Origin of the sequence: Streptomyces sp. NPDC048370, from assembly GCF_043200825.1 — a bacterium.
In the GTDB taxonomy this organism is placed as follows: domain Bacteria; phylum Actinomycetota; class Actinomycetes; order Streptomycetales; family Streptomycetaceae; genus Streptomyces.
Genome location: NZ_JBICYI010000002.1, coordinates 568,870 through 582,144 on the forward strand (window position 1 = coordinate 568,870; position 13,275 = coordinate 582,144).

Genomic DNA, 13,275 nt, shown 5'->3' on the forward strand with positions numbered 1-13,275 from the left:
CTAACATCACGGCTCGTCAAATCCCATGATCAGCAGCATGGTTGACCGAAAGGCGACGCAACTCACCGCCCGGCGCGCGACCCGCCTGCCGCGGTCAGTCGGCGAACCGAGCCGTGGCGGCCAGCGCCGGCCGCGAAGCGGTCGGCTTGCGTCTGGGTCTCCCCCGCCGTGTGCGGGACCAGGCCGTGCCGGTACTCGGCGGCCAGCGCCTCCGGCTCACTCAGACCGTGCTGTTCTCGCACGGAGAGCCGGTCGTGGCGCAGGCACAACTGCGGGAACCCGGCAAACTTGTGGGCGAGTCGTTCCGCCGTGCGGTGGGCCTCCCCCGTCGGTACGAGGCGGTTGACGAGGCCGATGCCGTGGGCCTCGGCGGCGGTCGCCGGCTTCGTGAGGAGCAGCCGGGTGGGACCCATCGGCCCGTCGCCCTCGGCCAGGACCTGGTTGCCACGATCCGTGCAGACGGCCTTGTGGCCCGCGCCCGCGCAGAACGTGCCGCCCTCGCCCCACAGATCGGCGACGGACGCTTCCTCGCCCTTCTCGAACTCGCGGAAGCTGTCGGTGAGTTGGGTGGCGGTCGGGCCGTCGACCGCGTTGCGGACATCGGGACGGCTGAGGATCACCGTACGGATGGGACCGTCGCGCTCGTTGCGGACGGAGGTCTCGGGTGTCGTAGACACAGAGGGAAGGTGGCACAGGGAGGGCCGTATCGGACGACCTTCGCGGAACCTGCCCGTACGGGCCGCGGTACCGGCCGCCCGTACCGGCCGTGACCTCGGGTCCTGTCGGGCGAACGACGGCATGTCGTCTTCTCTTCGGCCGGGCCACGGCCCGAAGGTTCCCTCTGGCGAGCCTGCGCGTGATCGGAGCCTCTGTGGACGACCTGCCGACGTTGCTGTTCGGTCCGGATCGGTCGGCCGGGCGCGTCCGCGGCGTACGCTGCGCGCCGGTGCCGCGCAGCTGTCGGCCGCCGCGATCGGGGCCGTGCTCACCCTGGTGCTGCCGAGGCTTGACGGCGGGTATCACGTGATCTCCGACCGCTCCGTCGACGTGTTGAAGGTCGTCGGACTCGGCGTGCTGAGCGTCGCCACGCTGATCTTCTCGCTGCTGTTCCTGGTCGTGCAGTGGGCCGCCGGGAACTCGCTCCGGCGCAGTCCTGGTGGGCAACGGCGGCCAGGACTACTTCGGTTCGGCGCTTCCTCAGGCGTGTGCCCCGGACCGCGGCTTCCACCAGGCATCCTCCTTCTCGGACAGCGCCTGCAACGGGACCAACGTCGTCGGCAACCCCGGGTTCGAGACGAGCACGGCCGCTCCCTGGTCTCTCGGCTCGGCCGCTTCGGTCGAGACAGCGCATCCCCGCACCGGCACCTACAACGTGAAGCTCGGCCCCTTCACCTCCGCGGAACAGGTCATCACCATCACCTCCGGAGCCACCTACGTACTTGGTCGAAGAGCCCTGGCGCTTCGGGCTCTTCGCTCCGGAGGAGTCCAGCCAGCATGGCCAGGGACGGGCTCTCGACCCCAGTTATCAGCGCGTCCAGACCTGCCTGAATGAGCAGCTTGATCCGGGTACGAAACCGGTGATCACGGACTGACCCTGTCACCACGCCACGCGCGTGCGGAGCCGGTGCCGCGAACCTGAGTCGAGGCTCCGCACGGCAGCGATCGCCGCACGGGACGGTGGCGCGCAGGGAGGGGGCGCGCGCCCGCACAGCGCGAGCCAATCACCCGGGGCATATGCCGGATTCGGCTGCGGGGAGGCCGCAGGGTTCTGCGTCGTGGAGTGCGGGTCGCCGACCGGGGGGCTCGCGGGACGATGCAAGAGCGGGGAGGCGCGATGAGTTGGGAACGGGACGGGTTCGAGTCGCACGAGGGCCACGTAGGCGTCCTGCCGGCAGACGGGGGCGAGCCGCGCCCGGTGATCTTCGACGTGGGCAGCACAGCCCCGATGTATGAGTCGGCGTCGTGGTGGCACTACGACGGGTCGGGGATCCGGCCTAAGCGGAGTCGATGCGGGGCCGGTGCACGTGCGACTGGCGCAGGGAAGGACGCTCCCGATCGACTGGGAGAAGGTCCCACGGGGCGGCGATCCCTACCGGTACGACGTCAGCGGTCCGTGCTGGCGTGTCTCCCGGCTGGACCGTATAGGTGCCGGTCTGCGGACGTGCACCTTCCGGAATGGTGCAACTCGGACAGTCTCCTTCGTGGCCTTATCAATACCGTCGACGAGGCCCAGGAATTGCCTCCATGGTGGCCACGCGCACTCCGGCACCCTGAACTATGGTGTCCCGCCACATACGCCGGTGACCTGCGTGTTTCTACGGTGTGGCAACACGAAAACGTCCCCGTCATACCTCAGGAAGTGGTGCCGATGTCCTCCCCCGCGACTGCTCCCCCACAACCGTCCAACCTCCGTCGCATCGTCGCCGCCAGTCTCATCGGCACCACCATCGAGTGGTACGACTTCTTTCTCTACGGTTCGGCCGCCGCGCTGGTCTTCAACAAGCTCTTCTTCCCCGACTCCGACCCGCTCGTCGGCACCCTCCTCTCCTTCCTCACCTACGCCGTCGGGTTCGCCGCCCGGCCGCTCGGGGCGTTGGTGTTCGGGCACTACGGTGACCGGCTCGGGCGCAAGAAGCTGCTGGTGCTCAGTCTGTTGCTGATGGGTGGGGCCACGTTCGCGATCGGGCTGTTGCCCACGCACGCGACCGTCGGGTCCGCCGCGCCCCTGTTGCTCACCGCGCTGCGGCTCGTGCAGGGGTTCGCGCTCGGTGGTGAGTGGGGCGGGGCCGTGCTCCTCGTCTCCGAGCACGGGGACGCCGAGCGGCGCGGGTTCTGGGCCTCGTGGCCGCAGACCGGTGCGCCCGCCGGGCAGTTGCTCGCGACCGGCGTGCTCTCCGCGCTCACCGCGCTGCTCTCCGACTCGGCGTTCCTGGCATGGGGCTGGCGCATACCGTTCCTGCTCTCCGGTGTGCTGGTGATCGTGGGTCTGTGGATCCGCCTCTCCGTCGACGAGTCACCCGTCTTCAAGGCCGCGCTCGCCGCCGCCGAGGAACGCAAGGCCGCCGCCTCCCAGGTCGAGAAGATGCCGCTGGTCGCCGTCCTCAAGCACCACTGGCGGGACGTACTGATCGCGATGGGCGCCCGCATGGCGGAGAACATCTCGTACTACGTGATCACCGCGTTCATCCTCGTCTACGCGACGACCCAGGTGGGCCTCTCCAAGCAGACCGCGCTCAACGCCGTCCTCATCGCCTCCGCCGTCCACTTCGCCGTCATCCCCGCCTGGGGCGCGCTGTCGGACCGGATCGGCCGGCGGCCCGTCTATCTGATCGGCGCGGTCGGTGTCGGTGCCTGGATGTTCCCGTTCTTCATGCTGATCGACCAGGGGACCTTCGGTTCGCTGCTGCTCGCCGTCACCGTCGGTCTGATCCTGCACGGGGCGATGTACGCGCCGCAGGCCGCGTTCTTCTCCGAGATGTTCGCGACCCGGATGCGCTACTCCGGCGCCTCCATCGGCGCCCAGTTCTCCTCGGTCGCCGCCGGCGCCCCCGCACCGCTGATCGCGACCGCGCTGCTCAGCGACTACGGTTCCTCGACCCCGATCTCCCTGTACGTGATCGCCGCCGCCCTCCTCACGGTCGTCGCCATCGCCTGCGCCAAGGAGACCCGCAACCGCGATCTCTCCGAGGTCGCAGAGGACGCCCCTGCCGACACCAACACCACCGCCGTTCGCGCCGACGTCTGAGCGCGCGCATCGCACCAATGAAGGCGCCGGTCCCCCGTCCTGGGGCCGGCGCCTTCCCCTTGTGCTCAGCGGGCGACCGCCGCCGACATCGCGTGCAGGCGCAGGGCCAGTTGGATCTCCAGGGCGCGGGCCGGGGACTGCCAGTCGGGGCCGAGGAGACGGCCGATGCGCTCGACGCGCTGGGCCACGGTGTTCACGTGCACATGGAGGTCGTCCTTCGTACGCGCCGGGCTCATCCCGCTCGCGAAGTACGCGTCCATCGTGCGCACCAGGTCCGTGCCCCGGCGCCGGTCGTACGCGATGACCTGACCGATCGTGCGGTCGACGAAGCCCTCGATGTCCCGGGTGTCGGCGAGCAGCAGCCCGAGGAAGCCAAGGTCCTCGGCGGCCGCGCCCTCGCCCGAGCGGTGCAGCAGGCGGAGGGCGTCCAGACAGCGGCGGGCCTCCTCGTACGCGGTGGCGACCTGGCCGGGGGCGGCGAGCGGTGAGGGGACGGGCGAGGAGGCGCCCACCGTGACCGGTTCACGCAGGGCTCCGCCGAGGTGTTTGGCGGTCTGCCGGGCCAGTTCGGCGGCGTCCTCACCGGGGCCGAGCGGGAGCAGCAGGACCGTCCCGCCGTCGCGCGCGGAGGCCAGGCCCTGCCGGGTGGCGGCCAGGTGGGAGGCGGCCGACCAGAGGCGCTGGCGGTCCGCGCTCTCCCGTACGCCGGTGTCGGCCTCTCCCCCGGCGCCCGCGCGGTCGATCCGGGCGGCGAGCACCACATGGGGCGCGTCGACGTCCGTACGGAGCCGGGCGGCGCGCTCGCGCAGCAGGCGGCGGTCGCGATCCGGGGCGTCGAGGAGGTCGTCAAGCAGTTCGCCCCGTACGCGCTGTTCGGCCTCTCCGGCCGAGCGGCGGGCGAGCAGCAGCAGGGAGGTCACCAGCGCGGCCCGCTCCAGGGTGCGCTGGTCGACGGGGTCGAGGTCGGGCTGCCCGTGCAGGGCGAGCGCGCCGAAGGTCTCGCCGCCGGCCGCGACGGCCGCCACCCAGCGGTCGCCCTCGCGCAGCGCTCGGCCGTCGGCGAGCCGGGCGGAGGCGCGGCCGTCCGGGAAGTCCTCGATGAACTCGACCCGCCCGCCGAGGACCTCGGAGACGGCGTCCGCCACGTCGTGGACCCCTCCGCCGCGCACCACCAGTTCGGTGAGCCGGTCGTGGACCTCGGAGGCCCGCTCCAGGACACCGCTGTGTTCCCTGATGATGTCGTTGGCCCGCTCCAGCTCGGCCAGGGCCGAGCGGGTCTCGCCGAGCAGGTTGGCGGTGTCGATGGCCACGGCCGCGTGCGCGGCGAAGGAGCCGAGCAGCGCGACCTGCTCCCGGCCGAAGACCCGGGCGCGCCGGTCGGCGGCGAAGAGCACACCGATGACCTGGCTGCCCAGGGTCAGCGGGACGCCGAGGATGGCGACGAGCCCCTCGTCGCCGACGGCCGAGTCGATGGTGCGGGTGTGCTGGAAGCGGGCGTCGTCGAAGTAGTTCTCGGTGACGTACGGGCGGGCGGTCTGGGCGACGAGTCCGCCGAGGCCCTCCCCCATGCCGAGTCTGAGCTGCTGGAAGTGGGCCGAGACCGAGCCTTCGGTGACGCGCATGTACGTGTCGCCCGCGGCCGGGTCGTTGAGGCTGAGGTAGGCGACCTCGGTGCCGAGCAGGGAGCGGGCGCGCTGGACGATGGCGCGGAGCACCGCGTCGAGGTCGCGCAGGCCCGCGAGGTCGTGGGCGGTCTCGAAGAGGGCCGAGAGCTCCGCCTCGCGGCGCCTTCTCCCCTCCAGCTCGGCGCGGACGCGCAGCGCGAGCTGCTTGGCGCGCTCCAGCTCGGCCAACGCCTCGGGGCCCGCGCCGCTCGCACGGGCGAGCAGCACGGGCCGGTCGTACGCCTCCGCCGCGGCGCCTCGGGCGAGGAGCTCCAGGTAGGAGACCGGTTCTTGCGACATGGACACAGGGATACCTGCCGTACGGGTGGGAGCACCAGCCCTGTGGACAACCGTCAGTGCGCGGTCCAGCCGCCGTCGAGCGTGAGGGAGGCACCGGTGATGAAGGAGGCCTGCGGAGTGCAGAGGTAGAGGACCGCCTCCGCGACGTCCTCGGGTTCGATGAGGCGCTTGAGCGCCGAGTCCTTGAGGAGGACGTCGGTCAGGACCCGCTCCGGTGGGATGCCGTGGGCCGCGGCCTGGTCGGCGATCTGCCGCTCGACCAGGGGCGTCCGCACATAGCCGGGATTGACGCAGTTGGAGGTGACACCGTGCGGGGCGCCTTCGAGCGCGGCGGTCTTGGAGAGCCCTTCGAGACCGTGTTTGGCGGCCACATAGGCGGACTTGAAGGCCGAGGCCCGCAGTCCGTGGACGGAGGAGACATTGACGATCCGGCCCCAGCCCTGGGCGTACATGTGGGGCAGGGCCCCCCTGATCAGCCGGAACGGGGCCTCCAGCATCACGGTCAGGACCGTGTGGAAGACGTCCGGCGGGAACTCCTCGATGGGGCGGACGAGCTGCAGTCCGGCGTTGTTGACGAGGATGTCGGCGCCCGCCGCCGCCTGCTCGGCGGCGTCGAGGTCGGTCAGGTCCAGGGTCTGCGGCTCGACGGCCCCCGGCAGTCCGTCCGCGGCCTCGGCGAGCGCCGCCAGTCCGTCGGCGGCCCGGTCGACGGCTCTGACCGTGGCCCCCGCCGCGGCGAGCCGGAGCGCGCAGGCCCGGCCGATGCCGCCGGCCGCGCCGGTGACGAGCGCGGTGCGGCCGGTGAGGTCGAGCAGGACGGAACCGGGCGCGGCGACCGCACCGGGAGCCTGGGCGACACCGGAGGCCTGTGCCGAACCGGGGGCCTGCGCGACACCGGAGGCCTGTGCCGAACCGGGGGCCTGGGCGACACCGGGAGCGTGGTCGGCAGCGGGAGGCTGGACGGGTGGTGCCGGTACCTGCGCCGGTACGGGACCTGATGTGGTGGGGGCGCTCATACTCCGCACTGTATGAAGCGCCCCACCCTCAACCGATGTGTGCTGAAGCCATACTTCAGCTGCTGGGCATGGGGTCGAACCATGTGGGTTCGTCGAGGAGCGCCTGCTCGATCCGGAAGTGCGAGAACCGCTTCATCTGCGGCAGGTCGTCCACGTCGAACCAGCCGACCTCCGTCGACTCCTCGTCGTTGACCCGGGCCTCGCCGCCGACCGCACGGCAGCGGAAGGTGACGTCCATGAACTGGCATGTGTCGCCGTTGGGGTAGACGATCGGCCTGCGCAGGGTCTGGACGAGCACGACGCGCTCGGGCTCGCAGCGCACGGCGGTCTCCTCGTACACCTCGCGGACCGCGCAGACGGCCGGCTGCTCGCCGGGTTCGACGATGCCGCCGACGATGGCCCAGAGACCGTTGTCCGCGCGTCGGCCGAGCAGCACCCGACCGCGGTCGTCGAAGACGACGGCACTCACGCCCGGCAGGAAGAGCAGCTGGTGGCCGGCGCTGGCCCGGATCTCACGGATGAAGTCAGGTGTACCCATGGCTCGACCCTATGCCCCGGTGGATCAAGCACCGCGGGCCACGGCGCCGCCGCCAGGCCGGAGGCTCAGGCCTCGCGGCTCCGGCGCGCCCGTACGGACCGCAGCACCGACCAGCCGAGACCGGCGGCCGCCACTGCCACCAGGAGCGCCTCGGGCAGCGTGCCCATGCGCGTCGCGGGGGTCAACGAGGAGCGCAGCGGCACCTTCTCGACCAGGACGTCCGGGGTGAACATCTCCGACCGCTCCACGATCCGGCCGTCCGGCGCGATGATGGCGCTGACGCCGCTGGTGACCGGGACGACGACGGCACGGCTGTGCTCGACCGCCCGGACCCGCGACATCGCGAGCTGCTGGTACGTCATCTCGCTGCGGCCGAAGGTGGCGTTGTTGCTGGGCACCGTGATCAGCTGCGCGCCGTGGGTGACGGTGTCGCGCACCGCCCAGTCGAACGCGGCTTCGTAGCAGGTGGCGAGGCCGACCTTGGTACCGGCGAGATCGAAGACGCCGATCTTGTCGCCGGGGCCGAAGTCGCGGCTGACCCGGTCCACGTTGCTGTTGAAGACGCGGACGAAGGACCGCATCGGGATGTACTCGCCGAAGGGCTGGACGTGGCGCTTGTCGTAGGTGGTGACCGGGCCCTTCTCCGGATCCCACTCGATGAGCGTGTTGCGCAGCTTGCCGGTGGGCGGGGAGATGACGGCGCCGATCACGGTCGGCACGCCGATCTTCTTCACGGCCCGGTCGATGGCGTCCGCCGCGTCGGGATTGGCGTACGGGTCGATGTCGGAGGAGTTCTCCGGCCAGAGGACGAAGTCGGGCTGCGGCTCCTTCTTCCGCGCCACCGCCTCTGCCAGCTCCTCGGTGCGCGCGACGTGGTTGTCGAGGACCGCGCGCCGCTGCGCGTTGAAGTCGAGACCGAGGCGCGGAACGTTTCCCTGCACGGCGGCGACCGTCGCCGTGCCGTCCTCTGCGGCGTCGTCGACGAGCGGCAGGGCGGCGAGCGCGCCGGTGACCGGGACGAGGACGGCGAGGGCGGCGGCCGCGAGCGGGCCGCGCGGGACGGTGCCGGTGGCGCGGTAGGCGCGGACCTGCCGGATCACCTCGTACAGTCCGAAGCCGCAGAGGGCGACGGCGAAGCCGAGCACCGGGGTGCCGCCGACGGCGGCCAGCGGCAGGAAGACGCCGTCGGCCTGACCGAAGGCGATCTTGCCCCAGGGGAAGCCGCCGAACGGGACACGCGCGCGTGCCGCCTCGGCGAGGATCCACACCGCCGCGGCGAACACCGGCCAGGCGGGGAGCCGTGAGACGGCCGCGATGCCGAGGCCGGCGGCGGCGACGAACAGCGCCTCGACGGCCGACAGCGCGATCCACGGGAAGCGGCCGACCTCGGAGCCGGTCCAGATCAGGAGCGGCAGCAGGAAGCCGAGACCGGCGAGGTAGCCGAGGCCGAAGCCCGCGCGCAGCCGGCGGCCGCGCACGACCCAGCCGAGCAGCGCGAAGGCCGGCAGCGCGAGCCACCACAGCGGCCGGGGCGGGAAGCTCAGGAAGAGCAGGGCCCCGGACAGCACGGCCGCGCCGGGCCGTACGAGGCGTCGAAGGCCGGCCGGACCGGGCTCGGGGGCGGCGGCGGGGCCGGAGGCGTCGACGGGGGTGATGGTGGTGCTCACGTTGCGGAGTCTACGGCGCCGACCTGTGGCTCCCCGAGCAGGGCGGCGACGGCGCGAGGGCCAGGGCCATTCGTCTGGATCATGTGGATCATGCCGGGCTCGCGGTCCTCGTCCACACGACAGGATCGAGCCCCCCGTCACCCTTCCTTCACCTCTGCCACAACGTTTCTGCTCATCCGCTCCCCAAATCGCGGCCGCGCCGTTACGGTGTCGGCCAGACGGAGCGGGGGTCGACGGGGATGGCTGCATCTGCGGCGCGGGTGGCCGTCGTGCGCGAGCGCGGCAGCCGGGCCGCGGACGTGGCCGGGGTACTGGTCCTCGGCGCCTGTGTCCTGTGGTCGCTCATCAGCGCGGCCGGACGGGAGGCGCGCCCCGAGGGGGTCCTCCTCGCCGTGCTCGCGCTCACCGCCGGATACGCCTGCGGCCGGATTTCCGGCTCGCTGCTCCCGGTGGCCGCCGCTGTCGTGGCGGCCCTCGCCGCGCTCGGCCTCGCGCTGGCCTCCGGGCCAGGGATCCCGGGAGCCACACCCGTCGGCTCCGTACCGACCGGTCATACGGGAGCGGCCGCGGCGCTGCTCGTGCTCGCCGCCGGGGCGGCCTGCTGCGCGGCGTCGGCCGCCGGTTCGCGGCAAGGCCGGCTCCTCTCCCGCCTCCTCGCCCTGGCCGTGGCCGTGGCGGCACTGGCGTTGGGCTCGGTGGTGGGGTTCTTCGCGTCGACCGGTGTCCTGCTCTGCTCACTGGCGGCGGTACGGATGCGGCGCAGGATCCTCGGTCTCGTGGGGCTCGCCCTGGCGGCGGGGCTGGTGGTGGGGGCCTCGTGGGCCGTGGCGGAGGAGCGGCTGCCGGAGGGGCTCGCGGTCTCCCTGGAGGGCCAGGTGACCCGGCACCGGGTGCTGCTGTGGCAGGACGCGGTCGCGCTCACGAAGGAGAACCCGGTGCTCGGGGTCGGCCCGGACCGGTTCGGCGCGCTGAGCCCGACGGCCCGGGAGACGTTCGCCGCGGACGGCAAACCGCATTCGGCGGCGCTCCAACAGGCGGCGGAGCAGGGGGTTCCGGGGGTGGTCCTGCTGGGTGCGGCCTACGGCTGGCTGCTGTGGGGTCTCCGGTCCTCGCCCCGCCCGACGGCGGTCGTGCTCACGGCGGGCGCGTCCCTGACGGCGCTGGCCGCCCTGGCCGCGGTCGGCAACGCGCTGAGCTTCACGCCGGTGACCGCCTGCGCGGGCCTGCTCGCTGGCCTGGCGACGGCAGGCGCGGGCGGGAGCACGGGCGGGGGCGCGGGCACGGCGGACGGATCGGCCACGGGCCTCATGGACGAAGCCGACCTGGCCAGGACGGACTGACGGACGGACGCACTGACGGACGGACGCACTGACGGACGGGCTGAAGGACTACGGACGGACTGGCTGACCGGCTGACCGGCTGGCTGGCTGGCTGGCTGGCTGAGCCTTGGACACCCGTCACCGTCGCCCGGAGGCCAGGTCCTCAGACGCCCGTAGTACCCGTAGGGGTGGCCGGGCGGAGGCGCTCGCGGATGACGCGTACGCCGGACTCGGCGTCGTCGACGGTGACCGTGAACGTACGGCCGTCGTTCAGCCGCAGCAGCAGCGCCTCGCCCCGGCGGACGATGACCGCCTTGCCCTTCTCGGGGCGCCAGCGGTAGCCCCAGCCGCCCCACTCGTGCGGGGTGACCCTCGCGATGTAGTCGGCGCCGACCACCTGGGAGAGCAGGATCCGGCGGCGGGGTACGCCGATGTGACCGCAGCGAACCTCCATGGCCTGCTCGTCCACCTTCACCTCGACGTGGACGAAGGCGAGCGTGCCGAACAGCACCAGCAGGCCCGCCGCCATACAGCCGATCACGGCCATCAGCAGCGGGGCGATGCCGGACGTCCACGGCGAGTCGACCGCCAGGGTGATGCCGAGGCCCATGAAGCCCGCACCTGCGACCGCCGCGACCCACTGCAGACGGTTGGTGGCGCGGCCCGTCCACACCTCGGGCACGGGTGCGTCCGTGCCCAGGGGGCGGGGATGCCGGGGGTGACGGGGCTCGTCCCTCATGCGTAGCAGCCTACTCACGTTCCGCTCATGCGGCGCCTCATGGACGGCGGCCGCGACACGTCAGTGCGCGGCGGCCGCGGCCCTGAGCAGTCGGCCCTCTGCGTACCCCAGGGCTGCGGGCGGCAGCTCCCCGGTCCGGCCGCTGAGCAGGACGGTGAGGCCGCCGGACGGGGTGGCGTCGGGCGCGGGCTCGGCACCGATGCGGCGCAGCGCCTGAGCCGCGACTGCCCCGGCAGAGCCGTGGAAAACCACGGGCGGAAGGTCGGCGGACCGCACGGCCGCGCGGATACGTTCCTCCACCAGCTCGTAGTGCGTGCAGCCGAGGACCAGGGCCCGTACGTCGCGCGGGGTGAGCGCGGCGGCCGCGGCGACGGCCCGCTCCACGGCGTCGGCGTCCGCGTGCTCCACCGCGTCGGCGAGCCCGGGGCAGGGCACCTCGGTGACCTCGGCGCCGTCGGCGAAGTCCCGGATCAGTCCGCGCTGGTACGGGCTGCCGGTCGTGGCAGGCGTCGCCCAGATGGCGACCTTGCCGCCGCCCGAGGCGGCCGGCTTGATCGCCGGGACGGTACCGATGACCGGGATACGGGGTTCCAGCGCGGCGCGCAGCGCGGGCAGGGCGTGCACGCTGGCGGTGTTGCAGCCGACGATCAGCGCGTCCGGCTCCAGTTCGGCGGCGGCACGGGCGACGGCGAGCGCGCGCTCGGTGAGGTCCTCGGGGGTACGCGGGCCCCAGGGCATGCCGTCGGGGTCACTGGAGAGGACCAGATCCGCGTCCGGCCGCAGTCGGCGAACCGCGACTGCTGCCGGGAGCAGGCCGATTCCGGAGTCCATGAGCGCGATCTTCACCCGGTCACCCTAGCCGACCACCCTTGCGCCTCAGCCGATCTGGGGCAGACTGCGGCAAATGAGCGCTGTTGCGTGGATCGCCTTGGGTTCGCTCGCCGCCTGGGCGTGGCTGCTGCTGGGTCAGGGGTTCTTCTGGCGCACCGATCAACGCCTGCCGACCGGCCACGCGCGCGTGGAACCGGCGGTGTGGCCGCGGGTCGCCGTCGTCGTACCGGCACGGGACGAGGCCGAGGTGCTGCCGCTGAGCCTGCCGTCGCTGCTCGTCCAGGACTATCCGGGTGAGGCGGAGATCCTGCTCGTCGACGACGGCAGTACGGACGGCACCGGGAAGCTGGCCGGTGAACTGGCCGCGCGGTACGGCGGGCTGCCGCTGACGGTCACGTCCCCCGGGGAGCCCGAGCCGGGCTGGACGGGCAAGCTGTGGGCCCTCCGGCACGGCATCGCCCTCGCACGCGCGCGTGGCCGGGAACTCGACGTCCGTGAGCCTTGGGCGCAGGACGGCCCGTCCGGGCCGGACGGCCCGGATGCCCCCGGCGTCGGGTCCCGCGACGCGCACTCCCCCGGCACCGCGCCCTCCGGCATCGCGCCCTCCGGCACCGCACCTCCCGGCACCGCGCCCCCCGGCCCCGAGTTCCTCCTCCTGACCGACGCCGACATCGCGCACGAGCCCGACAGCCTGCGGCTGCTCGTGGCCGCCGCGGTCGGGAACGAGCTGGACCTGGTGTCCCAGATGGCGCGCCTGCGGGTCGCCAGCGGCTGGGAGCGGCTGGTCGTACCCGCCTTCGTCTACTTCTTCTCCCAGCTCTACCCCTTCCGCTGGATCAACCGGCGCCGGCGCCCCCGGGCGACCGCCGCCGCCGGCGGCTGTGTGCTGCTGCGGACGGAGACTGCCGCGCGGGCGGGCGTGCCGGAGTCGATCCGGCAGGCGGTGATCGACGACGTGTCGCTCGCCCGGGCGGTGCGCCGGGTCGGCGGGCGGATCTGGCTCGGCCTCGCCGACCGCGTGGACTCCGTCCGCCCGTACCCGCACCTCGCCGACCTGTGGCGGATGGTCTCGCGCAGCGCGTACGCCCAGCTCCGGCACAACCCGCTCGTCCTGGCGGGGACGGTCACCGGGCTCGCCGTCGTCTACCTCGCTCCGCCGGTGGGGCTTGCAGCCGGGCTGTTCGGCGGGGACGCGGTCGCCGGCTGGGCGGGCGGTCTCGCGTGGGCGGTGATGGCGGGGACGTACGTGCCGATGCTCCGCTACTACCGGCAGCCGCTCTGGCTCGCCCCCACCCTCCCCTTCACCGCGCTGCTCTACCTCCTCATGACGGTGGACTCGGCCGTGCAGCACTACCGGGGCCGGGGCGCCGCCTGGAAGGGGCGGACCTACGCCCGCCCGGACCGGCGACCCGACACCCGTTCCGAAGCCGCGCCCGACCGGTGACCACCGACCGCG

10 protein-coding genes are annotated in these 13,275 nt (G+C 72.9%); 3 read left to right on the plus strand and 7 right to left on the minus strand.

The genetic code is table 11. The features are described 5' to 3' along the window. Nucleotides 1-62: 62 nt before the first annotated feature. The gene (locus ACGFYP_RS06230; RefSeq protein ID WP_393486963.1) at nt 63-677 is read right to left on the minus strand and encodes an enoyl-CoA hydratase; all 615 of its coding nucleotides are present in this window, start codon (nt 675-677) and stop codon (nt 63-65) included. Nucleotides 678-2,368: 1,691 nt separating this feature from the next. Between ACGFYP_RS06230 and ACGFYP_RS06235 the strand changes: the two genes are divergently transcribed. Further along, complete coding sequence (locus ACGFYP_RS06235; RefSeq protein WP_393486965.1) at nt 2,369-3,745, plus strand: MFS transporter; 1,377 nt, start codon at nt 2,369-2,371, stop codon at nt 3,743-3,745. 65 nt (nt 3,746-3,810) lie between these two features. Here ACGFYP_RS06235 and ACGFYP_RS06240 read toward each other — a convergent pair whose 3' ends face one another. From ACGFYP_RS06240 to lnt, 4 genes are all read right to left on the minus strand, one after another. Then, the gene (locus tag ACGFYP_RS06240) at nt 3,811-5,709 is read right to left on the minus strand and encodes a helix-turn-helix domain-containing protein (protein WP_393486967.1); all 1,899 of its coding nucleotides are present in this window, start codon (nt 5,707-5,709) and stop codon (nt 3,811-3,813) included. Nucleotides 5,710-5,762: 53 nt separating this feature from the next. Then, on the minus strand, nt 5,763-6,725 hold the full coding sequence (locus ACGFYP_RS06245) for a 3-hydroxybutyrate dehydrogenase (RefSeq protein ID WP_393486969.1): 963 nt from the start codon (nt 6,723-6,725) through the stop codon (nt 5,763-5,765). A 55-nt stretch (nt 6,726-6,780) separates the two neighbouring features. Then, nucleotides 6,781-7,263, minus strand: a complete 483-nt coding sequence (locus ACGFYP_RS06250) for an NUDIX domain-containing protein (RefSeq protein WP_361963361.1) — start codon at nt 7,261-7,263, stop codon at nt 6,781-6,783. 65 nt (nt 7,264-7,328) lie between these two features. After that, entirely contained in the window at nt 7,329-8,930 is a 1,602-nt protein-coding gene (gene lnt, locus ACGFYP_RS06255; protein WP_393486972.1) for an apolipoprotein N-acyltransferase, read from the minus strand. Nucleotides 8,931-9,169: 239 nt separating this feature from the next. Here lnt and ACGFYP_RS06260 point away from each other — a divergent pair, with 239 nt between their 5' ends. Then, complete coding sequence (locus ACGFYP_RS06260) at nt 9,170-10,270, plus strand: O-antigen ligase family protein (protein WP_393486974.1); 1,101 nt, start codon at nt 9,170-9,172, stop codon at nt 10,268-10,270. Between the two features lie 142 nt (nt 10,271-10,412). On the opposite strand, the gene ACGFYP_RS06265 is transcribed toward ACGFYP_RS06260, so the two are convergent. Together ACGFYP_RS06265 and ACGFYP_RS06270 are read right to left on the minus strand one after the other, a co-directional pair. Next, the gene (locus tag ACGFYP_RS06265; protein WP_393486976.1) at nt 10,413-10,988 is read right to left on the minus strand and encodes a hypothetical protein; all 576 of its coding nucleotides are present in this window, start codon (nt 10,986-10,988) and stop codon (nt 10,413-10,415) included. Nucleotides 10,989-11,048: 60 nt separating this feature from the next. Continuing rightward, nucleotides 11,049-11,834 carry an aspartate/glutamate racemase family protein gene (locus ACGFYP_RS06270; protein WP_361963369.1) on the minus strand — a complete coding sequence of 262 codons (786 nt, stop codon included), beginning with the start codon at nt 11,832-11,834 and terminating at the stop codon, nt 11,049-11,051. Between the two features lie 58 nt (nt 11,835-11,892). Between ACGFYP_RS06270 and ACGFYP_RS06275 the strand changes: the two genes are divergently transcribed. Next, nucleotides 11,893-13,263: a glycosyltransferase gene (locus ACGFYP_RS06275; RefSeq protein WP_393486979.1), complete on the plus strand. Its 1,371-nt coding sequence runs from the start codon at nt 11,893-11,895 to the stop codon at nt 13,261-13,263. Nucleotides 13,264-13,275 lie beyond the last annotated feature (12 nt).